33 protein-coding genes and 2 tRNA genes are annotated in these 25,912 nt (G+C 63.3%); 20 read left to right on the top strand and 15 right to left on the bottom strand.

The features are described 5' to 3' along the window. Positions 1–5: 5 nt before the first annotated feature. Both BPHYT_RS08580 and BPHYT_RS08585 read right to left on the bottom strand, forming a co-directional pair. Positions 6–551 carry an NUDIX hydrolase gene (locus tag BPHYT_RS08580; protein WP_012432750.1) on the bottom strand — a complete coding sequence of 182 codons (546 nt, stop codon included), beginning with the start codon at positions 549–551 and terminating at the stop codon, positions 6–8. Positions 552–918: 367 nt separating this feature from the next. Next, a tRNA-Met gene (locus tag BPHYT_RS08585) sits at positions 919–995 on the bottom strand. Positions 996–1,230: 235 nt separating this feature from the next. Here BPHYT_RS08585 and BPHYT_RS08590 point away from each other — a divergent pair. Together BPHYT_RS08590 and BPHYT_RS08595 are read left to right on the top strand one after the other, a co-directional pair. After that, a complete protein-coding gene (locus BPHYT_RS08590; RefSeq protein ID WP_012432751.1) occupies positions 1,231–1,728 on the top strand; it encodes a heme-degrading domain-containing protein in 498 nt (165 codons plus the stop codon). Between the two features lie 10 nt (positions 1,729–1,738). Beyond that, positions 1,739–2,071: a DMT family transporter gene (locus tag BPHYT_RS08595; RefSeq protein ID WP_407669187.1), complete on the top strand. Its 333-nt coding sequence runs from the start codon at positions 1,739–1,741 to the stop codon at positions 2,069–2,071. Positions 2,072–2,102: 31 nt separating this feature from the next. On the opposite strand, the gene BPHYT_RS08600 is transcribed toward BPHYT_RS08595, so the two are convergent. Both BPHYT_RS08600 and BPHYT_RS08605 read right to left on the bottom strand, forming a co-directional pair. Continuing rightward, a complete protein-coding gene (locus tag BPHYT_RS08600; protein ID WP_012432753.1) occupies positions 2,103–2,498 on the bottom strand; it encodes a hypothetical protein in 396 nt (131 codons plus the stop codon). A gap of 72 nt (positions 2,499–2,570) precedes the next feature. Continuing rightward, the gene (locus BPHYT_RS08605; RefSeq protein ID WP_012432754.1) at positions 2,571–2,762 is read right to left on the bottom strand and encodes a hypothetical protein; all 192 of its coding nucleotides are present in this window, start codon (positions 2,760–2,762) and stop codon (positions 2,571–2,573) included. Between the two features lie 287 nt (positions 2,763–3,049). On the opposite strand from BPHYT_RS08605, the gene BPHYT_RS08610 reads away from it, so the two are divergent. Beyond that, positions 3,050–3,328: a hypothetical protein gene (locus tag BPHYT_RS08610; protein ID WP_012432755.1), complete on the top strand. Its 279-nt coding sequence runs from the start codon at positions 3,050–3,052 to the stop codon at positions 3,326–3,328. 176 nt (positions 3,329–3,504) lie between these two features. Beyond that, a complete protein-coding gene (locus BPHYT_RS08615; protein WP_041758889.1) occupies positions 3,505–3,789 on the top strand; it encodes a DUF1488 family protein in 285 nt (94 codons plus the stop codon). Between the two features lie 390 nt (positions 3,790–4,179). Here the strand turns inward: BPHYT_RS08615 and BPHYT_RS08620 are convergent, their stop codons facing one another. Further along, the gene (locus BPHYT_RS08620) at positions 4,180–5,178 is read right to left on the bottom strand and encodes an NAD-dependent epimerase/dehydratase family protein (protein ID WP_012432757.1); all 999 of its coding nucleotides are present in this window, start codon (positions 5,176–5,178) and stop codon (positions 4,180–4,182) included. Positions 5,179–5,314: 136 nt separating this feature from the next. Between BPHYT_RS08620 and BPHYT_RS08625 the strand changes: the two genes are divergently transcribed. Both BPHYT_RS08625 and BPHYT_RS08630 read left to right on the top strand, forming a co-directional pair. Beyond that, positions 5,315–6,229, top strand: coding sequence for a TetR/AcrR family transcriptional regulator (locus BPHYT_RS08625; protein ID WP_041758891.1), 915 nt, complete (start codon positions 5,315–5,317; stop codon positions 6,227–6,229). Positions 6,230–6,275: 46 nt separating this feature from the next. Next, a complete protein-coding gene (locus BPHYT_RS08630; RefSeq protein WP_012432759.1) occupies positions 6,276–7,400 on the top strand; it encodes an enoyl-CoA hydratase/isomerase family protein in 1,125 nt (374 codons plus the stop codon). Between the two features lie 93 nt (positions 7,401–7,493). On the opposite strand, the gene BPHYT_RS08635 is transcribed toward BPHYT_RS08630, so the two are convergent. After that, positions 7,494–7,919 (bottom strand): hypothetical protein, encoded by a 426-nt coding sequence (locus tag BPHYT_RS08635; protein WP_012432760.1) that lies wholly within the window; start codon positions 7,917–7,919, stop codon positions 7,494–7,496. Positions 7,920–8,423: 504 nt separating this feature from the next. Here BPHYT_RS08635 and ssuD point away from each other — a divergent pair. From ssuD to BPHYT_RS08655, 4 genes are read left to right on the top strand one after another with little or no spacing between them, the layout of a single operon-like run. Further along, positions 8,424–9,584: an FMNH2-dependent alkanesulfonate monooxygenase gene (ssuD, locus tag BPHYT_RS08640; RefSeq protein WP_012432761.1), complete on the top strand. Its 1,161-nt coding sequence runs from the start codon at positions 8,424–8,426 to the stop codon at positions 9,582–9,584. A gap of 51 nt (positions 9,585–9,635) precedes the next feature. After that, entirely contained in the window at positions 9,636–10,478 is an 843-nt protein-coding gene (gene ssuC / locus BPHYT_RS08645) for an aliphatic sulfonate ABC transporter permease SsuC (RefSeq protein ID WP_012432762.1), read from the top strand. Beyond that, positions 10,475–11,476, top strand: coding sequence for an ATP-binding cassette domain-containing protein (locus BPHYT_RS08650; protein ID WP_012432763.1), 1,002 nt, complete (start codon positions 10,475–10,477; stop codon positions 11,474–11,476). The genes ssuC and BPHYT_RS08650 overlap by 4 nt, the downstream gene beginning before the upstream one ends. Before the next feature lie 48 nt (positions 11,477–11,524). After that, a complete protein-coding gene (locus tag BPHYT_RS08655) occupies positions 11,525–11,740 on the top strand; it encodes a TOBE domain-containing protein (RefSeq protein ID WP_012432764.1) in 216 nt (71 codons plus the stop codon). An 8-nt stretch (positions 11,741–11,748) separates the two neighbouring features. Here the strand turns inward: BPHYT_RS08655 and BPHYT_RS08660 are convergent, their stop codons facing one another. Continuing rightward, complete coding sequence (locus tag BPHYT_RS08660; RefSeq protein ID WP_012432765.1) at positions 11,749–12,030, bottom strand: hypothetical protein; 282 nt, start codon at positions 12,028–12,030, stop codon at positions 11,749–11,751. Positions 12,031–12,179: 149 nt separating this feature from the next. Between BPHYT_RS08660 and BPHYT_RS08665 the strand changes: the two genes are divergently transcribed. The 3 genes from BPHYT_RS08665 (at position 12,180) to BPHYT_RS08675 (ending at position 13,201) form a co-directional block, all read left to right on the top strand. Further along, positions 12,180–12,377 (top strand): hypothetical protein, encoded by a 198-nt coding sequence (locus BPHYT_RS08665; RefSeq protein ID WP_041758893.1) that lies wholly within the window; start codon positions 12,180–12,182, stop codon positions 12,375–12,377. 125 nt (positions 12,378–12,502) lie between these two features. Continuing rightward, complete coding sequence (locus BPHYT_RS08670; protein WP_012432767.1) at positions 12,503–12,775, top strand: DUF6566 family protein; 273 nt, start codon at positions 12,503–12,505, stop codon at positions 12,773–12,775. A 57-nt stretch (positions 12,776–12,832) separates the two neighbouring features. Further along, positions 12,833–13,201: a glyoxalase superfamily protein gene (locus BPHYT_RS08675; RefSeq protein ID WP_012432768.1), complete on the top strand. Its 369-nt coding sequence runs from the start codon at positions 12,833–12,835 to the stop codon at positions 13,199–13,201. Positions 13,202–13,349: 148 nt separating this feature from the next. Here BPHYT_RS08675 and BPHYT_RS08680 read toward each other — a convergent pair whose 3' ends face one another. Then, the gene (locus tag BPHYT_RS08680; protein ID WP_012432769.1) at positions 13,350–13,616 is read right to left on the bottom strand and encodes a hypothetical protein; all 267 of its coding nucleotides are present in this window, start codon (positions 13,614–13,616) and stop codon (positions 13,350–13,352) included. Positions 13,617–13,932: 316 nt separating this feature from the next. Between BPHYT_RS08680 and BPHYT_RS08685 the strand changes: the two genes are divergently transcribed. Together BPHYT_RS08685 and BPHYT_RS08690 are read left to right on the top strand one after the other, a co-directional pair. Then, entirely contained in the window at positions 13,933–14,157 is a 225-nt protein-coding gene (locus BPHYT_RS08685) for a hypothetical protein (protein ID WP_012432770.1), read from the top strand. Positions 14,158–14,247: 90 nt separating this feature from the next. Continuing rightward, complete coding sequence (locus BPHYT_RS08690) at positions 14,248–14,493, top strand: hypothetical protein (protein WP_012432771.1); 246 nt, start codon at positions 14,248–14,250, stop codon at positions 14,491–14,493. Between the two features lie 157 nt (positions 14,494–14,650). Here the strand turns inward: BPHYT_RS08690 and BPHYT_RS08695 are convergent. From BPHYT_RS08695 to BPHYT_RS08705, 3 genes are all read right to left on the bottom strand, one after another. Beyond that, positions 14,651–14,726: transfer RNA gene (locus tag BPHYT_RS08695), tRNA-His, on the bottom strand. Positions 14,727–14,814: 88 nt separating this feature from the next. Then, positions 14,815–15,816: a tRNA dihydrouridine(20/20a) synthase DusA gene (gene dusA / locus BPHYT_RS08700; RefSeq protein ID WP_012432772.1), complete on the bottom strand. Its 1,002-nt coding sequence runs from the start codon at positions 15,814–15,816 to the stop codon at positions 14,815–14,817. Between the two features lie 162 nt (positions 15,817–15,978). Continuing rightward, on the bottom strand, positions 15,979–16,347 hold the full coding sequence (locus tag BPHYT_RS08705; protein ID WP_012432773.1) for a hypothetical protein: 369 nt from the start codon (positions 16,345–16,347) through the stop codon (positions 15,979–15,981). 348 nt (positions 16,348–16,695) lie between these two features. Between BPHYT_RS08705 and BPHYT_RS08710 the strand changes: the two genes are divergently transcribed. From BPHYT_RS08710 to BPHYT_RS08720, 3 genes are all read left to right on the top strand, one after another. Then, positions 16,696–18,288 carry a tetratricopeptide repeat-containing sulfotransferase family protein gene (locus BPHYT_RS08710; protein WP_012432774.1) on the top strand — a complete coding sequence of 531 codons (1,593 nt, stop codon included), beginning with the start codon at positions 16,696–16,698 and terminating at the stop codon, positions 18,286–18,288. Further along, positions 18,285–18,824 (top strand): adenylyl-sulfate kinase, encoded by a 540-nt coding sequence (gene cysC / locus BPHYT_RS08715; RefSeq protein ID WP_012432775.1) that lies wholly within the window; start codon positions 18,285–18,287, stop codon positions 18,822–18,824. Before BPHYT_RS08710 ends, cysC begins: the two co-directional genes overlap by 4 nt. Positions 18,825–18,950: 126 nt before the next feature. Then, complete coding sequence (locus BPHYT_RS08720; RefSeq protein ID WP_012432776.1) at positions 18,951–19,601, top strand: trimeric intracellular cation channel family protein; 651 nt, start codon at positions 18,951–18,953, stop codon at positions 19,599–19,601. A 60-nt stretch (positions 19,602–19,661) separates the two neighbouring features. On the opposite strand, the gene BPHYT_RS08725 is transcribed toward BPHYT_RS08720, so the two are convergent. Further along, the gene (locus BPHYT_RS08725; RefSeq protein ID WP_012432777.1) at positions 19,662–19,907 is read right to left on the bottom strand and encodes a hypothetical protein; all 246 of its coding nucleotides are present in this window, start codon (positions 19,905–19,907) and stop codon (positions 19,662–19,664) included. 206 nt (positions 19,908–20,113) lie between these two features. Continuing rightward, entirely contained in the window at positions 20,114–20,326 is a 213-nt protein-coding gene (locus tag BPHYT_RS08730) for a DUF3820 family protein (RefSeq protein WP_012432778.1), read from the bottom strand. Between the two features lie 170 nt (positions 20,327–20,496). Between BPHYT_RS08730 and BPHYT_RS08735 the strand changes: the two genes are divergently transcribed. Next, entirely contained in the window at positions 20,497–21,549 is a 1,053-nt protein-coding gene (locus tag BPHYT_RS08735) for an NADP(H)-dependent aldo-keto reductase (RefSeq protein ID WP_012432779.1), read from the top strand. Positions 21,550–21,687: 138 nt separating this feature from the next. Here BPHYT_RS08735 and BPHYT_RS08740 read toward each other — a convergent pair whose 3' ends face one another. Continuing rightward, positions 21,688–22,971 (bottom strand): MFS transporter, encoded by a 1,284-nt coding sequence (locus tag BPHYT_RS08740; RefSeq protein WP_012432780.1) that lies wholly within the window; start codon positions 22,969–22,971, stop codon positions 21,688–21,690. A 74-nt stretch (positions 22,972–23,045) separates the two neighbouring features. After that, positions 23,046–24,449, bottom strand: a complete 1,404-nt coding sequence (locus BPHYT_RS08745; RefSeq protein WP_012432781.1) for a M20 family metallopeptidase — start codon at positions 24,447–24,449, stop codon at positions 23,046–23,048. 232 nt (positions 24,450–24,681) lie between these two features. Between BPHYT_RS08745 and BPHYT_RS08750 the strand changes: the two genes are divergently transcribed. Continuing rightward, on the top strand, positions 24,682–25,644 hold the full coding sequence (locus tag BPHYT_RS08750; RefSeq protein WP_012432782.1) for a LysR family transcriptional regulator: 963 nt from the start codon (positions 24,682–24,684) through the stop codon (positions 25,642–25,644). The last annotated feature ends 268 nt before the right edge of the window (positions 25,645–25,912 follow it).

The following is a 25,912-nucleotide window of genomic DNA, read 5'->3' on the forward strand; positions in this document are numbered from 1 at the left end:
GCCGCTCAACCTTCGCGCAGCGAGCGGAAGATGTCGCCCGTGTGCAGGCCGAAGCTGCCGGCGGCGCGGTCGGCGAAAAAGAAACGCAGGGTCTGGCCGACCGTGGGAAAGGCAATCTCGTCCCAGGGGACTTCGTGTTCTTCGAAGAGCTTTACTTCCAGGCTTTCTTCGCCGGCGGCAATGTCGAGATCGAGCAGGCGCGCCATATAGAACAGATGCACCTGATGCACGTGCGGCACGTTCAGCAGCGAGAAGAGGTTTTGCACTTCGACGCGCGCGCCGGCTTCTTCCAGCGTTTCGCGCGATGCCGCTTCGGCGGTGGTCTCGCCCATTTCCATGAAGCCCGCAGGCAGCGTCCAGTAGCCGTAGCGCGGTTCGATCGCGCGACGGCACAGCAGCACTTTGTCGTCCCACACCGGGACGGTGCCGACCACGTTGCGCGGATTCTGATAGTGCACCGTGCCGCAACTGCCGCATACGAAACGCTCGCGGTTGTCGCCCGGCGGGATGCTCAGGCTGACGCCCTGGCCGCAGACAGAACAGAATTTCATAGGAAGGGGACGAGAAAGGGTGATAGGAGTTTATCACCGGGGCGAAGTTTTTCTCAGGTCGCAAAATCGCGGCGAGCGGGATTTGGCGTGAGGCGAGGCCGATGCTGAGGAACAAGCCGAAAACTGCGTGCGCGCGGCGTGATTGTTTTGTTCGGAATCCGGAGTATCTTGCGCGCGAGGCTCGATCCGCGGGCATGCATGGTGTCGCAAGCCAGTGGTGGGATCGGTGCTGAAAGAAAGGCACTACGACTGCGGCTGGTAATGCGCTACGCGTCGTAAAAAAACAGCGGGAAAGAAACAAAAAAGGCCTGCCGGTTAGGCAAGCCTTCAATGTTGTCTTCGACGTCTCCAACCAATTTGGTGCGCTTGGTTGCGGGGGTAGGATTTGAACCTACGACCTTCGGGTTATGAGCCCGACGAGCTGCCAGACTGCTCCACCCCGCGTCCGTCGAAGAAAAGATTATAGAACAAAGCGGATAGGGTTGCAATAGCTATTTAAGAACCGGCTTCAATCCATGAGCCTTGCATCGGCACGTGAGCGCTGAAGTCGCCGCGCGCATGGCTTGCGTCGCATGCCGGAAGGCCCGCGTAAGGCGCTGCGCTAGAATTCAGGTTCCTCTCGCGACGCCACCCCGCACGCACGGCGGCGCGCTCCAACTCTTACCTTGTTCTGAACTCCATGGATATCGCTCACGATCTGCAGGTGATTGCCGCTCAGGAACACACGCTGGTGTTCCCCCAATTCGACGCCGACCGCGCGTGGCAAGTCGGCGCGTATCTGCACGAGGTCGCCAAGGCGCGCGGTATCCCCGTCGCGATCGACGTGCGCACCTTCGGTCAGCCGCTGTTTTTCAGCCTGCTCGACGGCGCCACGCCGGACAATATCGATTGGGTGCGCCGCAAGAGCAACACGGTCGCGCATTTCCGCCGCAGTTCGTACGCGATCGGCTTGAAGTTGCAGCAGGCCGGCGGCACGCTCGCGGATAAGCACGCCCTGGCCGCGTCGGAATATGCGTCGCACGGCGGCGCGTTTCCGTTGACGGTGGCGCACGCGGGCGTGATCGGTTCGATCACCGTGTCGGGTCTGCCGCAGCGCGCCGATCACGAACTGGTGGTGGAAGCGCTGTGCGCGCATCTCGGCCACGACTACAGCAAGCTCGCGCTTGCAAAGGCCTGAGCCGATGCGGCTGCCTCCTTATGCCTTGCTCGGCATCGCCATCGTGGCCGAAGTGATCGCGACCTCCGCGATGCGGGCGTCGGAGGGTTTCTCGCGGTTGCTGCCTTCGGCGGTGGTCGTGCTCGGCTATGGCGTGGCGTTCTATTGCCTGTCGCTCACGCTCAAGAGCATTCCGGTCGGCATCGTCTACGCGGTGTGGTCCGGCGCCGGCATCGTGCTGATCACGCTGGTCGCGGTGCTGCTGTACCGCCAGGTGCCCGACGTGCCGGCCGTTATAGGACTCGGGCTGATTATTGCCGGGGTTGCCGTACTGAACATGTTTTCGAAGATGCAGGCGCACTGAGCCGCTGCATAGACACGGGCGCCGCGGGTGCTTACTTGCAGCGCACGATCATCGAACGGTTTTTCACGTTGGCCGAGACGACGTTCGTGACGCTGCCGCCCGCCGTGCCGCCTTCGTCATTGTCTTTGGACACGATGTCGTAGCCCGTCGCGCCGCAGGCCTTGCCGGCCTGCACGTAGCACGACGCCCAGCTGGAAGCGGCGTCGGCGCCGCTGCAATTCACGGCGAAGCCGGTCTGGCCGTTCGGCAGATTGATCAGCGACGTGGTGTTCGACGATGCGCAGCCGGCGAGGCTCGCCGCGCCGATCAGCACGGCGGCGGGCAGGGCGGCCACGAGCGGGCTGCGGCGAACGAGAGCAAGCGCTGCGGCGCCGGTTCGATGGCGGTTGAAGCGGCCGGCGCGGCGCAGTTGCGTCATGAAATGCATCGTGATGTTTCCTTTCAGATTGATATTCGGGTCGCCACGTGGACCGGGAGCGCCTGTCGACGCTCGGGAAGCTCACGGCGTTTCGATCGTGATGCCCGCAGCGCTGACCATCCGGCGGCTTTCCCCGCCTTCTCTCGTGGCCGCGTCTTCCCAGATGCTGATGGCTTTTGCAATGTCGATGCCGTGACTTTCGGCGTACGCAAACCATGTGTTCGCCGCATCCGGCTCGGGCAATTCGTGGTTTTGCAGAAAATATTTTCCCATATTGCGCTCGGTGAACTCGAAAAGGCGTTTTCGTGACAGCACGGTCCGTGCCGATGATCCGGTTCGACCGGCGCGGGCCGAACAAGTGCGATCGGTTGCACCGCCGGGCGGCGCCGTAGAACTAATCGGCTCGCGACGCGCCTTACTTACTGGTTGGCCGCGCGTCAATGCCGGCGACGCACTGGCCGCGCGGACGCAAGCGGTGACATGAAGGTCGACGCACAGGCAGGCGCATCGAACGCCGCTGTGCGCGGCATCCACCCTGAATTACAACGAGGAGAACGAATATGGCTGAACGGGTCAGCGGCCCTTACCGCGGTTATTACATCAGCGCCGCCGCGCGCCTCGTACCGGCGGCCGACGCGCCGGCTACGACCGCAGGCAGCGCGAGCGGGACTTACGTCGGCTCGGTGAGCCTGGCTGAACACGGTCCGGACGATCCTCATCGTATGGAAACCTTGCTCGAACTCGGCGACGGCCAGCGCTTCGGCAGCGAGGAGGAGGCGCTCGCCTTCGTCGAGCAGGCGGCGCGCGATTACATCGACCGCTTGCTGGGAGGCGCTTGATGGCGGGGCGTAAGGTGGAGCAAAGCGTCGCCGGGCGGGTCGGCAAAACTGCCGATGAAAGCTTGGCCGCAGGCTGGACCTCGGTCCGGCCGCGCGAGTACCATATCGACGTTCTCCGGCGCCGGCCGGTTCTCGCCGGCGCCGGTTTCCCGCCGGATCTTTCTGATGAGGCAACCATGGAAATTCGGTTTCCCGCGGACGCGCCTGCTTACCGCGACTCGAATCTGACCGTTGTCTTCCCCGCACTGGTGGATGGCGAACCGGTGCCGTGCGCGATCTCCGTGGAAGCGCTCGAAGATCACTTCGGCGCCTATTCCGAGGACCTGGAAGGCTGGATGCGTGCTTTCGACGCCGGACGTCCGCGCATCGAAGCGGTCGCGCGCGAGCACTTGCAGATCAGTAACGGCACGCCTGTGCTGCTGAAGAGCGGTCACTTTCCGCCGGGCAATGTCGCGGGGTGATGGCGCTGTCCGAAAGAGAATGCGGCTGCGCGGGCCGCATCGTAATTGCAGCGGATTGGCGGTCAGACGCGTTATCGTTGATGAGCATTTGCGACTGAGCGAGCCATAGCGCATTTGCATGCGCTGACCTGAAGTGCCGCACGCTGCAAATCCTCGCGCAGCTCGCCAACGCCACCCGCCACCCGCCGACTGGCTGGTGAACAGTTGCGACTGAGTGGGCCGTGCGAGAGCCATGGCGAATTTGCACGCGCTGACTGAAGTGCCGCACGCCGCAAATCCACGCAGTTCGCCAACCCAACGCAGCTCGCCAACCCAACGCAGCTCGCCAACCCCACGCAGCTTGCCAACCCAACGCCACTTGCCACACCCCGACGACCTTCGCGCCGTTGTTCAAACCGCGCTCGCGGCGCTGCCGTTTGCTCCCGCATTCGCCGATGCCGCTTCGCGCGCGGCATCGAATGCATGGCGGATCCCTTCTTCGTAGGACGTTCTGGCGATCGGGCCAATCAGTTCGGTCAACGCCGAGTCGTCGAGCACGAGCGGTTCGGTCATCAGGTAATTCATTTCCACCAGTTCCCGCATCAACGGATTGAACAGGCCGAGCACGCGCAGCAGCGTCTTGCCGGCCACCATCAGCTTGGGTTGGCGGCCCGCCAGCGCATAGGCCTGCCGTGCCACTTCGCGCTGCGTGATGGTCCCCGCGCCGGCGAGGTGCCACCAGCGTCCATATGCCTCGGGCGTGCGCGTGAGCTTTTCGACCACCGGCCCGATATCCGGCAGATAGATGAATTCATGCGGCACATCCGCAGGCCCGATCACCTGCGCGCGCTTGCCGTTTGCCGCGGCTTCGAACACGCCGTTCAGCAGGCTGCGCTCGATATTCGGGCCGTAGAAGTCGGGCAGGCGCAGCACGAGCGTCGAGAGGCCATTGTGGCCATGCGCCGCCAGCACCAGGTTTTCCTGCGCGAGGCGCATTTGCCCCTTGAACGTGTGCGGCTGCCGCGGATGATCTTCGCGGACCGGGTTGCCGCGCGCGCGGCCGTACGGATACACCGTGCCGATCAGAATGAAGCGTTCGACGCCCGCCGCCGTCACGCCCGCAAGCGTTCTCTCCATGAGCGGCGGATGCGCGGCGAACTGGTCGTAGGGCACGCCGACCAGATAGATCACCGTTTGCAGACCTTGGGACGCCGCGCGGATCGAGGCGGGGTCGTCCGGATTCCACGTGACGATCTCGGCGTGCGGATCGTGGCCGAACGCGGCCTCGAGCGGCTGACGCGAACGGCCGACCACGCGGTAATCGCGACCCGCCGCGCTGAGCGCCGCCGCGATGACCTGGCCGGCCGCGCCCGCGGCGCCGAATAAACCCACCTTGCCTGTCTCTTGCATGACTACTCCCTGAGGCGGCGCCGGATCGCGTCCGCATGATTTTGTGACTGATGGAGAGAAATTTAGTGAACACCGTTCAGTGAACAGTGTTCAGTTTAATTTGACTTTTCAGTTTGTCAACCCGAAAATGTTCGTCATGGGAATCGCTGAACGAAAGAACCGCCAGAAGCAGGCACTGCGCGAACGCATCCTCGATGCCGCGCGGCGCATCGTGATGCGCGAAGGCTTTGCCGCGTTGTCCATGCGCAAGATCGCCGACGCCATCGAATATTCACCGGCCACGCTTTACCTGCACTTCGCAAGCCGCGATGAGATCGCGCAGGCCTTGTGCGCGGAAGGCTATGCGCAACTACTGGAAACGTTTGTGCCGCTCGCGGGCATTGCCGATCCGGCCGAGCGGCTCAAGGCGCTCGGCCGGGCGTATGTGGCCTTCGGCGTTGCGCATCCGGAAACGTACCGGCTGATCTTCATGGAAGATCCGAGCTACACGGGCGCGGCGTTGGGCGGAGCGGTGAAGGGTAAGGCGGTGGCGGATCCGGCTAATGCCGGGGCGGCGTCCGGCGCTGCGGCGACGAGCGAGGACACCGGAGCCAGCGCGGCTGACGAAGCGAGCAGCGAAACGGCCGCTACCGAGGCCGACCCCGGAGAAGCCGCCTTGCACATCATGATTTCCGCGCTCGACGAACTCAAAGCGGCGGGGCGGCTGTCGGCGTCGATGGATGTGGCGGTGTGGGCCGAGGCGTTCTGGGCAAACTTGCACGGCATCGTCGCACTGAATCTGACGTGCCCCGTGTTTCCGACCGCGCCGCTCGATACCGTGGTGGGCGTTGCGCTCGACGCCTGGTTGGGCGCATCGCATGCAGAACAAGCGCCGACGGGCGCCGTGGGCAGCGCCGGCACGCGCAAGAAGAAATCGCCCGGAACGCGTCTCGAATCGGCAGCGCAACCGGACAACGATCTCGACGCTCAACCGTTAGCTAAAAAACCGGCGAAAGCCACAGCGAGCGGTGTCACCGCGCCGCCCGCCAGGCGCAAAATCACGAGCGCGTGATAACGTTCAATTCCACCTCAATTTGCGCGGTTGCGCTTAGCTCTCCATGTCCATTTCCGCCTCGCCCGACGTCAGCGACGAAGTCGCGACTTACGTAGCCAACCGCATCGGTTTCATCGAACTGGACAGGCCGAAGGCGCTCAATGCGCTGTCGACCGGCATGATTCGCGCGATGCACGCGGCGCTCGACCAGTGGCGCGAAGATCCGGACGTGCTCGCCGTCGTGGTGCGCAGCCGGCACCCGCGCGCGTTCTGCGCGGGCGGCGACATCCGCTTTCTCTATGAGTCGGCGCAGCGCGGCGAGCACGATGCGCGCGACACGTTTTTCATCGAGGAATACCGGCTCAATCACGCGATCTTCACCTTCCCGAAGCCGTATATCGCGCTGATGAACGGCGTGGTGATGGGCGGCGGCATGGGCATTTCGCAGGGTGCGCATCGCACAGGCGGTCTGCGAGTCGTCACGAATTCGACGAAGATGGCGATGCCTGAAACCCGCATCGGCCTGTTTCCCGATGTCGGCGCGGGTTGGTTTCTGGCTCGCACGCCCGGCGCGATCGGCCGTTATCTCGCGGTGACCGGCGAAACGATCGGCGCGGCCGACGCGCTTTACGCAGGTCTTGCCGACACCTACATCGACGACGCGGCCTTGCCCGCGCTGGTCGACACCTTGCGCAGCGAGCCTTTCGAGCGTGGTGCGGACGTGGTGGCGTGCATTGAACGCGAGGCGCTCGCGCATCAGGTCGTGCCGCAACCGGAGGCCTCGTCGCTGGCGCACGGGCGTGCGTTGATCGATCGTCACTTCGCGTTGCCCGATGTCGCTCGCATTCTTGCCTCGCTCCAAAGCGAGCGCGAGGCCGCCGATTGGGCCGAACAGATGATTTCGGTGTTGCGCGAACGTTCGCCGTTGTCGATGGCGGTGTCGCTGGAAGTGGTGACGCGCGCCGAAGGTTCGATGGCCGACGTGCTGCGTGGCGACCTCGATCTGACGCGCTCGAGCTTTCTGCACGGCGACACGATAGAAGGCATTCGCGCGCGCATCATCGACAAGGACAACGCGCCGCGCTGGCGCTTTGCGCGCATCGAAGACGTGAACGCCGCCGACGTCGAGAAGATGTTCGAGAGCCCGTGGCCGGCGAACGAGCATCCGCTGCGCGATCTGCGCGGTTAAACCCGAAGGATCAAAGCCGGGCGGCAAGCCATGACGCCGTGGCGCGCGGCATAGCGCTGTTGCAAACGACCGGCGGCTAAGCCGCCGCGCCGCTCATTCCTCGTCTTCGCTCGCCATGAAGGCGCGCATGAACACCAGCGCGCCCCAGCCCCACATCGCATTCGCGGCGAACCCCACGGAGAGGCGCGGCAGCATGTTGCCGCTCGGCCAGATGCCGCGCAGCGGGTCGATCACGAACACGCTCGCCGCCGTCAGCGCAATGCCGCCAAACACGAAGGCCGGCACCCACGGCGCACGCCGATGCGGCGCGACGCGCAACAGCCACGCCATCAGCACGGCCCAGAACGCACTCCAGATTGCGTTGGCGATGAACTCAGGCAAGCCGAGCGGTAAAAACGGCGCAGTGGAAAAACCGGTCGGCTCGATCATCCCGGCTGCGTGCAGCAGCGCCAGCGTCGAGTCGTGGAAGAACAGGGAAGCCAGAAAACCGGCGACGAACGGCAGGATGAGTTTTTGCATGCATTGCACCGCCAGGATACAGGCGGCGTGGTTCGCATGGCCTGTACCGGATTATTCGGAAAACGTGCGCCATTATATATAGACGTACCCCCCTTCCAGCGTACACGCCGCGCAACATCCGTATGCTTTAGCGTCGGGCTAATCACGAAAGTGGAAAACCTAAGCTAAAAAAAATCGTTCAAAAGCCGCAGCCCGATCCATAGACTGTTTCTCCATGCAGACGGCGTTTGCCGCCGTCGCCGTTTAATCGAGCGCATGACGCGCACGTTTGGTCGAGGGAAGCCGTTGCGATGTCCTGCCTGATGCCGATCTTCATCCGCCGCATGGCGCACGCGCGCCGGCCGGTCCGTTGTCGCCGCTAGCGCGCACCGGCACCGCATTTTTCCGTTTCTTTGCGCTGCACCGTCCGGCTGTGTGCCGGAGGCGTGTGCGCGGCCGGCCTGTGCGCGAACGCTCGACGCACCGTTTTCATTTAATCCAGTTTCGTACCTGCAGGAGCAGCAAATGAATGTGTTCTGGTTCATTCCGACTCACGGCGACAGCCGCTATCTCGGTACGTCCCAAGGCGCACGCGCAGCCGATTACGACTATTTCCAGCAGATCGCCGTCGCCGCCGATACGCTCGGCTACGAGGGCGTGCTGCTGCCGACGGGCCGCTCGTGCGAAGACGCATGGGTCGTCGCGTCGAGCCTGATCGCCGCGACCAAGCGGTTGAAGTTTCTGGTGGCGATTCGCCCGGGCATCTCGTCGCCGGGCTTGGCCGCGCGCATGGCGGCGACCTTCGACCGGCTGTCGAACGGGCGGCTGCTGATCAATGTCGTGACCGGCGGCGATGCGGCTGAACTGGAAGGCGACGGCGTGTTCGTCGACCACGACACGCGCTATGAAATCACCGACGAATTCCTGCACATCTGGCGCAAGCTGCTCACTGCGGCGCATACCAACGACGCGATCGATTTCGAGGGCAAGCATCTGAGCTCGAAGGGCGGCAAGGCGTTGTATCCGCCCGTGCAGAACCCCCATCCGCCGCTGTGGTTCGGCGGCTCGTCGCCGGCCGCGCACGAGATGGCGGGCGAGCATATCGATACCTATCTGACGTGGGGCGAGCCGCCCGCCGCAGTCGCGAAGAAAATCGCCGACATTCGCGCGCGCGCCGCGGCGCATGGCCGTCAGATCAAGTTCGGGATACGTCTGCACGTGATCGTGCGCGAGACCGAAGAAGAAGCGTGGGCCGCCGCCGACAAGCTGATCAGCAAGCTCGACGACGAAACCATTTCGCGTGCCCAGGCCTCGTTCTCGAAGATGGACTCTGAAGGCCAGCGCCGCATGGCCGCGCTGCACGGCGGCAAGCGTGGCGGCCGGGCGGAACTCGAGGTCTATCCGAATCTGTGGGCGGGCGTGGGCCTCGTGCGCGGCGGCGCGGGCACGGCGCTGGTCGGCAATCCGGAGCAGGTGGCGGCGCGCATGAAGGAGTACGCCGAACTCGGCATCGACACCTTCATTCTGTCGGGCTATCCGCATCTGGAAGAGTCGTATCGCTTCGCCGAACTCGTGTTTCCGTTGCTGCCGAACCGTCGCAACAAGGTGTCGAATGGACCGCTGTCGGGGCCGTTCGGCGAGATCGTCGGCAACAACTATCTGCCGAAGGCGGCGAGTTCGAGCTGAGTCTCGAACTCGCCATGCATGCCCATCGATAAGCAATGAGGAACGAGAAGCATGGCTGAATCCACTGTGAGCGCCGCGCGGCATGAAGGCGCCGAGGCCGGCTCGGGTTTGAACACGTTGCGCCGGGTTGGCGCGCATCTCGCGCCGTGGCTCGCGCCGCTCGCGATTCTGCTGGCGTGGGAATTCGCCGCGCGGAGCGGCGTGCTGTCGACGCGCGTGCTCCCTGAACCGCTCGCGGTCGTCAAGGCCGCGTGGTCGCTGATCCAGTCCGGCGAAATGTGGACGGACGTGAAGGTCAGCACGTGGCGCGCGGTGTCGGGTTTTGCGATCGGGGGCGGCATCGGCCTCGTGCTCGGACTCGCGACCGGTCTGTTCAAGCCCGCCGAGATCGCGCTCGACTCGACCGTGCAGATGGTCCGCAACATCCCGGCGCTGGCGATGATTCCGCTCGTGATTCTGTGGTTCGGCATCGAGGAGCAGGCGAAGGTGTTTCTCGTCGCGCTGGGCGTGTTTTTCCCGATCTACGTAAACACCTTTCACGGCATCCGTTCGGTGGACGCCAATCTGATAGAGATGGCGCGCAGTTATGGCGTGAAGGGCTTCGCGCTGTACCGGCACGTGATTCTGCCGGGCGCGTTGCCCTCCATTCTGGTCGGCGTGCGCTTCGCGTTCGGGCTGATGTGGGTCACGCTGATCGTCGCCGAAACCATTTCCGCGCAATCGGGCATCGGCTACATGACCATGAACGCCCGCGAATTCCTGCAAACCGATGTGGTGGTGGTCGGCATTCTGCTCTACGCGGCACTCGGCAAACTCGCCGACGTGCTGGCGAAAAGCCTCGAACGCGTCTCGCTGCGCTGGCATCCGGCATATCAACGAGGAGCGAAATCATGAACGCAACGACCTTGTCCGCCTCGTTCGGCGGGATTGCCGGCAGCGATCTCGAAGCCGAGTTGGCGCACGATCGTCATGTCGATCATGACGCGCACGAAGCCGCTGACCTCGAATATGCCGATGCGACGCATCATCATCGACCGCGCGTCGATGCGGGACTATCGCCTGGCGCGCTCGCACGCAACGACGCGCGCCGTGCCGCGGATTATTCGGTGGAATTGCGCGGCGTAGGAAAAAGCTACGGCGAACGCCAGGTGCTGGCCGATTTCAATCTGTCGATCGAGCGCGGCAGTTTCGTGGCGATTGTCGGCCGCAGCGGCTGCGGGAAATCGACCTTGCTGCGACTCGTCGCCGGGCTGGAGAAGACGACCTCGGGCGTGCTCGAAAAGCGCGCCGAAGACGGCGGCCCGATCGACACCCGCATCATGTTTCAGGACGCGCGTCTGCTGCCCTGGAAGAGTGTGCTGCAAAACGTGATGCTCGGCCTCGGCCGCAGCGCGCGTGAGGACGCACGCGCCGTCCTTGCCGAAGTCGGCCTGCTGGAACGCGCCAACGACTGGCCCGCCCAGTTATCCGGCGGCCAGCGTCAGCGGGTGGCGCTGGCGCGGGCGCTCGTGCATCGGCCGCAATTGCTGTTGCTCGACGAACCGCTCGGCGCGCTCGACGCGTTGACGCGCATCGAAATGCACGCGCTGATCGAGCGCCTGTGGCGCGAACATCGATTCACCGCGCTGCTGGTCACGCACGACGTGCATGAAGCGGTGGCGCTCGGCGACCGGATTCTGCTGATCGAAGAAGGGCGCATCGCGCTCGATCAGCCGGTGCCGCTTGCCCGTCCACGGGCGCGCGCGTCGGCCGGTTTCGCCGCGCTCGAAGAACACGTGTTGCAACGCGTACTGAAGACGGCGCCGAATGACGACGCGCTCTCCCATCACGCTTACGACTCGCGTGACGAAGGCCGTCTCAGGCGGCCGACAGAGGTTCGCTGGGCCGTTTGACATTGCTTGACTGACTGTTTCTAAATCGCTTTTCTGGAGTCACTCGATATGGGCATTTCCGCAATCAACGTACGCAATCAGTTCAAAGGCAAGGTCAAGGAAATCATCCGCGGACCGGTCGTATCCGAAGTCGATGTGGATACGCCGTTCGGTATCGTCACCTCGGTGATCACCACGCGCTCCATCGACGAACTCGAACTGACGGTCGGCTCGGAAGTGATCGCGCTGGTGAAGTCCACGGAGGTGTCGATCGCGCGCCTGTGAAGCTCGCGCTATTTCGCATTGGCGCCGCTGGCGGGCGGCGCGTGCATCATTTTGTCGTTGGTCGGCTTGCTCGGGCGCTTGATCGGCATGTTGTCAGGATTGCTCGAAGCGCCTGAGCCGGAGGCGGCCTCGGGCGGCTTGGCCATCGACGAGTTGTCGTTTTGCGGCGGTTTTTGCTGCGTGTGTGCCGGTTTCGCCGTCTGTGCGAATGCCGTCACGGTGCCGTTTATGCCGAGGCCCGTCGCCAGCGCGACGCCTGCTGTCAACACTGCCCATCTGCTTCGCTTCATATCCGTCCTCCCTGGCGCCATCGCCTCACGGTTCGGCGCCGCCGCGCTGGTGGAATCATCTTCGCCACGCATTTCGCGTGCCTCGGCGCGCGCCTGCATACGCCCCCGAAACTTGCTAGGATGAATTGAGCATGCAGACGGAGACGGCCATGTCAAAGTCATTGAGTCCCGAAGCGGTGGAAGCCTTGCGGCGTCTGAACGACGTCGGTGTCGGACAGGATGCGCCGAAGCTGGCGCAGTCCGTGACAGCCGAACTGCTGGCCGGCGGTCTGGTTGCCGAGGCGAGCGGCGGCGACGTCGAAATCACCTGCAACGGCCGGCAATATCTTTCTGGCGATTGCGATTGATCGTCAGGGCGAAGTTGGCATGACGTTCGGGTCGAATCGATCCGCGAGCCGTTAAGCGTGCTCGCCGGACAAGTCTGGCCGTCACATTGGCGGCGAAACATTGGCGACGACACATGGAGGCGAAGATGGAGCCGAAGGGTCTCGACATGGGGGATTACCAGGAGCGCTATCAGGACTACGACATCGAGGTCGCCGTCGAACAGGTGCTGACGGGCGTCAAAGCCCATTTCCGGGTGTTGCGGGGCGAGGCGGTGGTGATCGACTGGCGGCTCGTGCATATCGACACCTTATGGTGCACTGAGCATGCCGCGGCCGAAGCGGGTTTGCGCGCGGCGCGTGAAGCGATCGACGCGGGCGGCCTTGCCGCCTCGCCGCACGTTCCTTCCGCACCCGGATGAAATCGCGCACGCCTTCGGTTAAGCTGGCTGTCCCGCCATGACTAGCCGGAGACCGCTGTGCATCTCGCGCGTGCCATCCCGATCATCCGTATCTTCTCCGAGCAAAAAGCCCGCGAATTTTACGTGGACTTTCTTGGCTTTACTGTCGAATGGGAGCATCGGTTCGACGAGAATTTCCCGCTCTATGCGCAGGTGCGCCGCTCCGATCTGATCCTGCACTTGAGCGAGCATCATGGCGACGCCACGCCGGGCTCGACGATTTTCGTGCCGATGCACGACATCGACGCGTTACATGCCGAACTTCAGCGCAAAGACTACAAATACGGGAAACCGGGCGTAGAAACGTTGCCGTGGGGAAGGGTGCTGGAGACGGTCGATCCATTTGGCAACCGGATCCGGTTTTGCGAATCGCCGAAGGGTGAATAGGCGGGAGATCGGTCGCCGAGCGGTGAGCGGACGGACTCGATGCGGTGCAATGGCGCGTAAACGCAACTAGGCGCCGGCATCGATACTGCATGCGCGGCGCCCAGTTTACCGGCTGCCCTCGTGAGGCACCCGGTTCAACGGCAACTGCTTAGTGGCCGAAGAAAACCGATTGCGGGCCCGAAACCGGCTCTTTGGCACCCGATTGCGACGACACGTTGTTCACGCCGCCGTAGGCATTCGATTGAGCGTTGGCGCGTTCAGCTGCCACGGTTTGTGCGTTCTGGCCTTGTTGCGAAGCCGGTGCGCCGACCGACGGACGGTAGAACGGTGCCGGACCGTAGCCGCTAGCAAAAGCGGGAGCAGCGATCGAGGCAGAAACAGCAACCAGCAGGGCGGCGATGAGCTTGGTCTTCATGGTGTGACTCCGATAATGTTTTCGATTTCAGTTCAGGAAGGCGTTGCAGGGGGCCGGTGAGGTGTGTCTGCAACGTCGATGGAAGGCAGTGTATACCCCTACTATCAAAAATTTGTCCTGATAATCTGAAATTACTGTTCTTGAATCTGAAATAATCGGCGGAAGGCAGGCGGGGCAAGCTTCAGCGGTGGTCCGACCCCGCGGGCCAAGCGGTTTCGGGTGTCAAAGACCCGCGTCGCGGTGCGGGTTAATCGCAATGGATAGCGTGGCGCGAATCGAACGTCGGTTTGAACTCGTCGCCTTGGAGAGGATTTCGATGGACCTGTGGATTCAACCGTGCGCGGATTGCTTCGAGCTTTATGGTTTGCCGTCCGCGCATCGTCCGCATGACAAGCTGACGTTGAATAGCCGTGGAGCGGTGAAGGACGAGCGGGCGGAGGAGCACTACACGTGCGTGCGTTGTAGAGCGGCGTTCGCGCGCGTCCTTGCCGGCGAGCCTCGAAAGCAGATATGGCTGTTGCTGAACGCGGGGCAGCACTGACGGGCAGACCGTTCTGCGAGGGGCAACCGTTTCTCATGCCCTCGTGAATCGGGCTGTAAAGTTTTCGGCGCCGCTGCCGAAAACGTGAGCATGAAATATTTCTTCGACTCCAGGCTCGCCGATCGATACGGCTACGGGATGGCCGTGTATATCGCCGCCGAGACCTCCGATCTGCAGCGCGCTATCGATTTGACAAACGCACGACGTCTGCGCGCCGGCCGCCGCCTGCTCGAAGATGCTCGAATCGAGGACGTGCTTTCGGCCATGCTCAATACCGGGTTGCTGAAGGCTAGAACGGATGAGGGCGGAACGAATGTGTCGGGGGCGACTCGGTGAAGTTCGGCGGTTGGGGGTCAAACAACTGAAGCGCGGTGTAAGAGGCCGATTGTTTTCGGCCCGCGCTAAATCGATTGCAAACTAGCAAGGCCAAAACAAAAACGGCGTTGTGATTTCTCACAACGCCGTTCTTAAAACTTTTACTGCTGGAATTCTTTGGGGTGGCTGATGGGGCTCGAACCCACGACAACAGGAATCACAATCCTGGACTCTACCAACTGAGCTACAGCCACCACTGACATCTGCTTGACTTGCCGTAAAACCTGGCTCGTCGATGAAGAAACGGGATTATACGAACAAGAATTCCGTTTGCCTAGTCCTTTATTCAAAAATTTCGATAGGCTCGCGCAGATGCTGTCTTGCCTCATCGAAGATGGTCAGATCACGCGCGGCGAGGCGCTTGCTATCGGACAACACGCGTCGCCATCCACGCGCCCCTGCTTCACCACGATAAAGGCCGAGCGCATGGCGCGTGATGGCGCCGAGATACGTGCCACGCACCATTTCGGCGGCGCAATACTCGATCAACTTCGCCTCGACCTGCTCGCGCGTGAGCGGCGTTTGCGCCGCCCCGTAGAAGCGGGCATCTACATCGGCCAGCACATACGGATTGTGATAAGCCTCGCGCCCGAGCATCACACCGTCGACGTGTTCAAGATGCGCCTCGACTTCATCGAGCGTCTTGATGCCGCCGTTGATGATGATCTCCAGTTGCGGAAAGTCGCGCTTCAATTGATACGCGTACTCGTATTTGAGCGGCGGAATCTCGCGATTTTCCTTCGGGCTCAAGCCCTTGAGAATCGCGTTGCGCGCGTGAACGATGAACACATTGCAACCCGCCTCCGCAATCGTGCCGACGAAATCGCGCACGAATCCATACTCTTCCACGGCATCCACGCCGATGCGGTGCTTCACGGTTACCGGCACCGACACCGCATCCCGCATCGCCTTCACACAGTCGGCGACGAGTTGCGGCTCGTTCATCAGGCACGCACCGAATGCGCCGCGTTGCACACGCTCGGACGGGCAGCCGCAGTTCAGATTGATTTCGTCGTAGCCCCATTGCTCGCCCAGCTTCGCCGAGCGCGCGAGGTCGTCGGGTTCGCTGCCGCCGAGTTGTAGAGCGACCGGCGCTTCTTCGGGCGTGAATGCGAGATGGCGGGGCACATCGCCGTGCAGCAGCGCGCCGGTCGTCACCATTTCCGTGTAAAGCCACGTATGGCGAGAGATCACGCGATGTAGGGAACGGCAATGACGATCGGTCCAGTCCATCATCGGTGCGACCGATACGCGGCGCGGACTGGGAGTGTGAGGTGAAGACATGGGGCGGCCAGACGGCTTGATTCAAAACACCGATTTTACCGCAAGGCGTGAATTCGCTTGACCGGGGGTATCTGCCGGGAAAATGGAGCCGGGTAGCGCAGCGAGCCGGCTCCGCAGGTGCCATGCAGATCAAGACAGGCAGATCACGACAGGCAGATCACCTCAACGCCCACGTCCCCCGTGGCCGCCACCGCCGCTGCTCCACGAACTTCCCCCGCCGCTGACGCTGCTGCCGCCATGAGACCCGCCGTACCCGCCGCCATGCCAGCCACCGCCTCCGCCGTGCCAGCCGTTTCCGCCGTGCCACCCATGGCCGCCATGCCAATACCCGCCGTGATAGCAGCAGGATCCACCCCAGCCGCCATAGATGCCGACGCTGCCATAAACCGGCGCATACGGTGGCCCGTACGCATAGCCGTAGTCGGGGTAATAAGGTTGCGCGTAGCCATAGTCGTATCCGGGCGCGACCGCGCATCCGGTCAAACTGGCCGTCACCGCCAACAGTGCCATTGATGCAATGAGCCTGCTCACGATTTTCTCCTTCGCATGTGATTGAGAAAAACCGCACGCTCAAGAGTTCAGCAGCATTTGTATCCGCCAATTACGGTTTGCGCATGCCATGCAGCGTCGATCGCCCGAGCGTGTGATCGAAGGCCATGGCAGTCAGGCGCGGCGACAAGCTTTCCAGAACTTACGCATACACGGTGCTGTAACAGTTAGTTAAATTTTCGCAACGAAACTGTAGGGCGCGGCTGATAAGTTGCCTTCAGACAATTACCTTCGACTCCCGACCGCGCCGCTTGCCGGGCCGGATGAAAAGATCGCACTCGCTCACTGTCAGGACCGCTCGATGCGAAGCCTGCAAATATCCAGCCGTCAATGAAGCAAGATCCACAGCCGGCTGTCGCAAGGGAATGGCGCGCCGAAGGCGACGCCTGCGCCGCGCGCGGCGAGCTCGACGCCGCGCTCCAACGTTACGAAAGCGCCCGCGCACTCGATCCCACCGACGCGCTCGTCCAGCAGCGCCTCGCGGCCACGCTCGCCGCGTTGAACCGGTTTCCCGAAGCCGTCGTCCGCTATCACGAAGCGATCGCGCTCGATCCGCGCGACAAGGATTCGCATCACGGCCTCGGCTGGACGCTCGAGCAGATGCATCGCCTTGAACAGGCGGTGGACGCTTATCGCGAGGCGACGCGCGTGAATCCGCAAGCCGACGGCTCGCACAACAACATGGGCAACTGCCTGCAGGCACTCGGCCGTTTCGACGAAGCGCACGAAGCGTATCGCCGTGCGATCGAAGCCGCGCCGCAGGTGCCGCTGTACTACCGCAACTTCGTGCAGTCCAAGCGCCTCGCCGCCGACGATCCCGTGTTCCTCGCGATGGAGCGTCTCGTCGTCGATGCGGCTTCGCTCACGCCGGCCAATCAGGCGGAGCTTCACTTCGCGTACGGGCAGGCGCTGTCCGACGTGGGCTGCAACGACGCGTCGTTCGATCACTTTCTGAAGGGCAATGCGCTGCACCGCGCCGGCGTGCGTTACAACGAAGCGGAAACGCTCGGTCTGTTCGCGCATCTGCCCGAACTGATGACTGCCGAGCTGCTGGCCTCGAAGCGCGGTCTTGGCGACGCATCGCAGGCGCCGATTTTTATCGTCGGCATGCCGCGCTCGGGTTCGACCTTGATCGAACAGATTCTCGCGAGCCACCCGCAAGTGTTCGGCGCGGGCGAGCGCACGGAATTCGGCGAGGCGCTGGTAAACTGCATCCGCCGCGATCTGGATGATCCGTTGCGGATCGATATCGAAGCTTTGGAAGAGGTCGGCGCCGCGCCGTTGCGCGCGCTCGGCGTGGACTATCTGCGCCGCATGCGCAATGCGTTGCCGGAACTCCAGAGCAGGGCGCAAAACGACCAACGCAATCCGGCTGCGAACTACACGCACTTCACCGACAAGTATCCGTTCAATTTCATCAACCTCGGCCTGATCCATCTCGCGTTGCCGAATGCCCGTTTCATTCACAGCAGCCGCGCACCGTTGCCAACCTGCCTGTCGATTTTTTCGCGGATCTTTCACGACGTGCCGTTCAGCTATGATCTCGGCGAACTGGGCCGCTACTACCGCGCGTACGACGCGTTAATGGCGCACTGGCAACGCGTGCTCCCCGAAGGTGTGATGATCGAAGTCAAGTATGAAGAACTGGTCGACGATTTTGAAGCCAATGTGCACCGCCTGCTCGCGCATTGCGGGCTCGAATGGGACGAACGCTGTCTGTCGTTTTATCAGACCGCGCGCCAGGTGAATACGGCCAGTTCCGCGCAGGTGCGCCGGCCGCTGTATAAGACGTCGCTGCAACGCTGGCAGCCGCCGCGAGCGTTGTTGCAGCCGTTGCTCGACGGCTTGGGCTCAGAGTTGGCGGCGGCGCATCGTCACGAGACTGGCGAGGTCGAGGCAAGCGGCACGGAGCATCGCTCATGAGCGCGTCGCGCGGCGCCGTGATCTGGATGACGGGGCTTTCCGGCGCCGGCAAATCGACGCTTGCCAACGCCTTGCATCAGCGTCTGATGGAAGCGGGGCACGCGGCGATCGTGCTCGACGGCGACGTGCTGCGGCGCGGACTGAACGCCGATCTCGGCTTCACGCCCGAGGACCGCACCGAGAACTTGCGGCGGATCGCGCACGTCGCGGCGCTGTTCATGCAGCAGGGCTTCGTCGTGATTGCCGCGGTGATTTCGCCGGAGCATCGGCATCGGTGCTCGGCGCGTGAAATCGTCGGTGACGGTTTCATCGAAGTGTTCGTGAATGCTCCGCTAAACGTCTGCGAAGCTCGCGATGCCAAAGGGCTTTACGCTCGCGCGCGGCGTGGCGAGATTCCGCATTTCACCGGCATTTCCGGGCCTTTCGAAGCGCCGCTCGCGCCGGATGTCGTGATCGAGAGCGACCGGATGCCGGTCGACGAGTCGGTCGATCGCCTGCTCGCGCATCTGGCCGCAATGGGGCGTCCAGGCCATTAACGCGCGTCGTCCTGAAGCGCGGCGAGCCACGCGCAGCGCCTGACCGCACACGCAGATTTTTCACCCGGCCCGCGACGTTTCGCTATACCGTTTCGATTTCTCGGGGACAGAAAGGGTGCAGCGCCAATGCCGACATTGTCGATACGAAAAATCAGGCTGAACGTCGAAACACTGGTGCTCGCAGCCGACCTGGCGGGCACGGTGGTGTTCGCGCTCGAGGGTGCGCTCAGCGCGATCCACGGCGGTCTCGACCTGTTGGGCGTGATGGTGATTGCGTTTGTCGCGGCGCTCGGCGGCGGCGTGATTCGCGATCTGCTGATCGGCGATTCGCCGCCGAACGCGATCCGCGACTGGCGCTATCCGGCGCTCACCTTCATCACCGGGTTGCTCACCTTTATCTTCCATTCGACAGCGCAGCAGTTTCCCGTTGCGCTCGTCACCGTGCTCGACGCGGCGGGCCTCGCGCTGTTTGCCGTGGCGGGCGTGGAAAAAGCGCTGCTGTTCGGCATCCGTCCGTTTATCGCGATGTTGATGGGCACGGTCACGGGCGTGGGCGGCGGGGTGATACGCGACGTGCTGCTGGCACGCGTGCCGCTCGTCCTGCATGCCGACATCTATGCAACGGCCGCGTTCGCGGGGGCGTTCATCGTGGTGGTGGCGCGTCGTGCCGGTCTGCCGCCTGGCGCGGCAGCGTTGGCGGGCGGTTCGGCGTGCTTCGTCTTGCGCGTGCTCGCCGTGACTTACGGCTGGCATCTGCCGAAGGTGGCGCCGGTTTGAGCGAAGCGTGCCGAGCGCAGGCGCGGGCTCCTGCACGGCGCATTTCGAAGCCGCTTCGCGTTACCGCAACAGCCCGGCCGAATGATGCAAAGCCGGGTACACGCCGATAATGAACGCCGCATAGATCGCGGCCATCGTCACGCCGGCGGCGGTGCCCCAGATATCGCGCGATGCGGCGCCCTGGCGGAAATGCACAGGCAGTCCGACGACGAGGTAGCCGATCAGGAAGAAGAGAATCACCGCCCTCACGGGCGAGAGGTCGTGGCCGATAAATTCGAGCAGCGCGGACAAGCTGAATTCAGACATGGACGAACAGGCAAGATGACATGCGGACGATGGCGCGAACCACGCAGTTCGCGCGAAGACCTACGTGGATTAAAGTCCATTCGACGGCCAAGGTGCAAGCAAAAGACTGTATAAATTTGTACAGGCAGCGATTGCTTGCACGATGCCTACAGGCCGACTTTCATCCATGCCTCACGGTGCTTCACTCCGCTTTCACCGCGAGGCGATCAGCGCTTGCGCAACGGCTCGAGCAGCGACTTCAAACCGTTGTGATCGATCTCGTGCATTAACGCCAGCAGCCGGCCGATTTCGCCGGGCGGAAAGCCTTGGCTAGCAAACCAGTTTAGATAATGACCGGGCAGGTCCGCAATCACGCGGCCTTTATATTTCCCGTAAGGCATGATGCGCGTGACCAGCAGTTCGAGGTGTTCGGGATTCATGGTGGACAGGTCGACGCAGGGAAGCCGCAGCGAAATATTTCGCGCGGAAAGAAACGGGTGACATGCGCTGGAACCGCATTTTAGCGCGCCAGGCAGAGGCCGGGCGGACATGGTAACGTCTGCGCTTTTCGTTCAACCAATCCGTTCAACCAATCAACAGGACAAGTTCAATGGAATACCGCAGACTCGGCGACTCCGATGTGCAGGTTAGCCTGATCGGTCTCGGCACCATGACGTGGGGCGAGCAGAACACGGAACAGGAAGCGCATGCGCAGATCGACTACGCACTCGATCATGGCGTCAACCTGATCGACACGGCCGAAATGTACCCGGTGCCGCCGCGTGCCGAGACGCAAGGCGCGACAGAGCGCTACATCGGCACATGGCTCGCACGGCATCGCAGCGCGCGCGAGAAAATCGTGCTTGCCACCAAGATCGCCGGCCCGGCGCGTCAACCGCACAACCCCACTCATATTCGTGGCAAAGGCAACCAGTTCGACCGCAAGAATCTGACCGAAGCACTCGACGGCAGCCTGAAGCGCCTGCAAACGGACTACGTCGATCTGTATCAATTGCACTGGCCGGATCGCAGCACGATGACGTTCGGCCGCCCGGCGTATCCGTGGGTCGACGACGCCTATACGGTACCGATCGAAGAGACGCTGTCGGTGCTCGCTGAATTCGTCAAGGCGGGGAAGGTGCGTCACATCGGCGTGTCGAACGAAACGCCGTGGGGCGTCGCGCAGTTTCTGCGCGCGGCCGAAAAGCTCGGCTTGCCGCGCATCGTCAGCATTCAGAATCCGTACAGCCTCGTGAACCGCACGTACGAAGCGGGGCTGTCGGAGTACGCGCACAGGGACAACATCGGCTTGCTGGCTTATTCGCCGCTGGCCTTCGGCTGGCTGACGGGTAAGTATGAAGGCGGCGCGCGTCCGGCCGGTGCGCGCATTTCGCTGTTCGAGCGTTTTCAGCGCTACAGCAAGCCGCAAGCCGTAAAGGCGATCACGCGTTACGTCGAGTTGGCGAAGCGTCACGGCTTGTCGCCCGCACAATTCGCGCTCGCGTTTGTGAATAGCCGGCCGTTCGTGACCAGCAATCTGATCGGCGCGACCTCGCTCGATCAGTTGAAGGAAAACATCGCCAGCGTCGAGGTGAAACTTTCGCCGGAAGTGCTCGCGGAAATCGATGCGCTGCATGAGTTGCAGCCAAATCCGGCGCCTTGATGCGCGAGTGTTGAATGCATGGCTCGAGTGCGGCTCGAGTCATGTGACAATTCGAGTGCGCCGGTGGCGTGGCCGGCGCACCCACTCGCAAGCCGACACCGATTCGCGTCTACAACACTGTCACCTCGACACGCTCCGTCAGCGGATTTTCAACCTCCCGCGCACCGCATAAAGCGCGAGCAAACTCGCCACCGCACAGAACATCAGATAGAAGCCAGGCGCGAGCTTATTACCGCTTGCATCGATCAGCCACGTGATCACGAACGGCGCAAAACCGCCGAACACCGTCACGCCGATGTTGTAGCTCACCGCCAGACCGGTCGCACGCGTCTGCGTCGGGAAAATCTCCGACATCAACGCGGGCAGCGCGCCGAAATACGTCGCCTTCAATACGCCGATCCAGATCAGCGCGAGCAGCATCGTCACGAACGATGGATGCGCGTTCATATACACAAAAGCCGGATACACCGTCACCAGCATCAGCACGGCGGCCGTCGCCATGATGCGGATGCGTCCGAGTCTGTCGGACAGATGACCCGCGAACGGCGTCAGCACCGTGAGCACCACGCCGGTGGCGAGCGTCGCCGCGAAGCCGGTCGAGGCGGGCAGGTGCAGTTGCTTGATCGCGTAGGTCGGCATGTACAGGATCATGTAATTGGCCGCCGTCGAAATGATCAGCGAGCCGACCGCTAGCAGCATGCGGACCTTCTGTGTGCCGAACAGATCGCGCAGCGGCGTGCGGGCTTTCGGCTCGGCGTTGAACTCGGCGCCTTCATCCACGTAACGGCGGATATAGAAACCCACCGGGCCGATCGCGAGGCCGAACAGAAACGGCACGCGCCATCCCCACGATTCGAGTTGCGCGCTCGTGAGCTGGCTCGTCAGCAGAGCGCCGAAACCGGAGGCGAGCAGCGTCGCCATGCCTTGGCTCGCGAACTGCCAGCTACCCATGAAGCCGCGGCGCTCGGGCGCATGTTCGACCAGAAACGCAGTGGACGCGCCGAACTCTCCGCCGGCCGAAAAACCTTGCACGAGACGCGACAGCATGATGCCCGCCGGCGCCCACAGACCGATCGCGGCATACGGCGGCATCACGGCGATCGTGAGGGTGCCGACCATCATCAGCGCGATCGAGAGAAGAAGCGACGCCTTGCGCCCAGCGCGGTCCGCGAGCGAACCGAGCACGAGTCCGCCGAGCGGCCGGATCATGTACGAGATGCCGAAGGTGCCGAGCGTGAGCATCAGCGAAATCGCTTCGGTGCGCGCCGGAAAGAACAGCTTCGCGATGGTCACCGCGAAGAATCCGTAGACGACGAGGTCGAACCATTCGAGCGCGTTGCCGATCGACGCCGCGAGAATGATGCGATGGACCTTCGCGGCGGACGGCCGCGCGGCGCTGGCTTGCAGAGTGGACGTGCTCATCGTGGACGTGCCTCGTGACGGATGCGATAACGGCGTGCTGCGCCCGATTCGTTCGGGCGTCGCCTGGATTGCGTTCAGGCTGCGCTGACCGCGGACGCGCGCGGCGAGTTTTCGCCGAGATCCCAGAAGAGGCCCGCCATGATCTGCAGACCTTCACGCACGACCGGTGCGAGCAGGTGTTCGTTGGGCGCGTGCTGCGAGCAGGCCGGATATGAGTGCGGTACCCAGATGGTCGGCAGGCCGAGCGTGTCGGCGAATACTTCGTTGGGCAGCGTGCCGCCCAGATTCGGCAGCACGGCGGTCTTCTTGCCGGTGGTCTGTTCGAGCGAGTCGATGGCCCAAGTGACCCACGGATCGTCCGGGTCCAGGCGCGTGGCGGGCGCGCCGCGCTCGACGTCGATCTGCACCTGCGAGAAGCCGTGCGCATCCAGATGCGCGCGCAGATGCCGTTCGAGGTTGTCCCAATCGGTGCCGACCACGAAGCGCAATTGGCAATGCGCGAATGCCGACGACGGAATCGCATTGACCGGGTTCTCAGGGTTGCCGGCCTTGAACGCGAGTATTTCGAAGCTGTTCCAGCCGAACACGCGCTCGGGTGCGGTAAGGCCGGGCTCGCCCCAGTTGTCGTCGACATCTGGATCGCCCGGGCCGCCGCCTACCGTGATATCGGCGAGCGCGCGGCGCACCGCCTCGGGAATCGGCGGCGGACGCAAACCGTCGACGGCGATCACGCCGCGCGCGTCGACGAGGCTTGCCAACGCGTTCGCCAGTACCGTGGCCGGGTTGCGCAGCAGGCCGCCCCAATTGCCCGAATGATGCGCGCCGTCGCGCAGATTCAACGACAGCTTGAAATTCACCGAGCCGCGCGAGCCGAGGAACACGGTGGGGCGGCGCGCGGCGAGACGCGGACCGTCCGAGGCGATCAGCACGTCGGCGGCCAGTTCTTCACGGTGCGCGCGGCAGATCTCGTCGAGTCCGGGCGAGCCGGTTTCCTCGCCCATCTCGATCAGCAGCTTCGCGTTGAAGCCGAGCTTGCCGTCGCGCGCGGCCAGCACGCTTGCCAGCGCGGCGAGATTGATGCTGTGCTGGCCTTTGTTGTCGGCGGTGCCGCGGCCGAACCAGCGCTCGCCTTCGATGGTCACGGCCCACGGCGTCAGCGGCGCGCGCCACTGGCTGTCGTAGCCGCGCACCACGTCACCATGGCCGTAGATCAGCACGGTCGGCAGATGGTCGCCCTCGTGGCGCTCCGCGATCAGGAAAGGTCCGAAGCCGTCCACCGGGTTTGCGACGATGCGCGTGGTGAAGCCGAGGCCTTTAACTTCAGGCGTGATCTCATCGGTCAGATACGACAGCAGCGTGGCCGCGCGATCGTCCTCCTGACTTTCGGTGCGAAAACCGACGCGCCGGTTGAGGGTTTCCAGAAAGGCGCCGGATTCGAAATGGCGGGTGGCGTGCTCGATGGCCTGGGTGCGGCTCATGCGTGTCTCCAATGCGGACGAATGTGGGGCGGGCGGCGCGTACTCGTTTGTCTGATGACGCCCGGAGGCGGCCTGCATCTTCGAACCGATTCTAGGAGGCCGTTTTTTTTGTCACAATGATCGTCTTTCGAAGCTTGCGTTGCCGAAAAGGCAAAGCTCGCCGCGCGTGCAGAAGGCGTTTGCGGATATCGGCGCGCCGGCGCTGACCGTTGAATGGAATGGGGCATCACACATGGCACTTTCGCTGCATGGCATCGCGCTGCGCTATTTCGTCGAAGTTGCGCGCACCGGTTCGCTCAGCGACGCGTCCGCGCGGCTGCACGTCGCCGTGTCGGCGATCAGCCGGCAGGTGGCGCGGCTCGAAAGCGAGCTCGGCGTCGCGCTATTCGAGCGGCGGCCGCGCGGCATGGCGCTTTCCGAAGCGGGCGAGCGCCTGCTGGCCTACGCGCAGCGCAGCCTGCTGGAGGCTGAGCATGTGATGAAGGAGATCGGCGGCCTCGAGACCTTGCACGGCAGTATGATCAAGGTGACGAGTTCCGAAGGCTTCGCCGCCGACTTCCTGCCCACCGCGATGGCGAGCTTCCGGGCTCAGTATCCGGGCATCGACTTCACGCTCTCGGTCATGTCGCCGGGCGAGGCGACCCGCCAGGTGCGCGACGGCGACGCCGACCTCGCGTTGACCTTCAGCCTCGCGCCGGAAAAGGGCGTCAAAGTCGAGCACACGGAGCGCGCGCCGGTGCTGGCGCTGCTGCGCGCCGATCATCCGCTGGCCGCGCGCGCGAAGGTGTCGCTCGCCGACTTGCAGCGCTATCCGCTCGTGCTGCCCGAGCCCGGCACGACGATTCGTCAGTTGATCGACATTACCTGCGCGCTCGAAGGCGTCCTGCTCGAGCCCGAGCTCACCTGCAACAACAGCGGCGCCATGTACCGCTACGCGCAGAAGTCCGGCGCGATCATGTTCACGGGTCTGCTGTCCGTGCGTGACCGTTACGCCGGCGATGGTTTTGTCGTGATGCCGCTAACGCATCCGCAGATGCGCCAGCGCAGCATCCAGGTGCAGACCATGGCGGGGCGTGAGTTGCCACAGTCGGTGAGGGCGTTCCGGGATCATCTGATCGCGGAAATCGCGGGTGCGAAGCCGGTGGATGCGACGGCCTCGAAGGCTGCTCGAAAGCGTGGCAGAAGCACGCGCTGACAAAGGCAATGCATGCGAAATCCATTCGACGTCCACGCGGCACGACAATGTTTGCGGCCGGCCATGCACGGCGAGACAACCGGGCGGCACGCGTGCGCTAGCGATCCATCCGCTACGAATTGAAAGGCAAATGTCCCAGCCGGATCGCGAATCACGACCTAAACTGTGGTGGACGGGGCGGGCTGAAGGCGCGGACTGCACGGCCGGCAATGCTGCAGTGCAGGCGTCCATGGAGTCCTGTTGAGGACACCAATGGTAGGATTCAGCC

The organism is Paraburkholderia phytofirmans PsJN (genome assembly GCF_000020125.1).
Lineage (GTDB): Bacteria > Pseudomonadota > Gammaproteobacteria > Burkholderiales > Burkholderiaceae > Paraburkholderia > Paraburkholderia phytofirmans.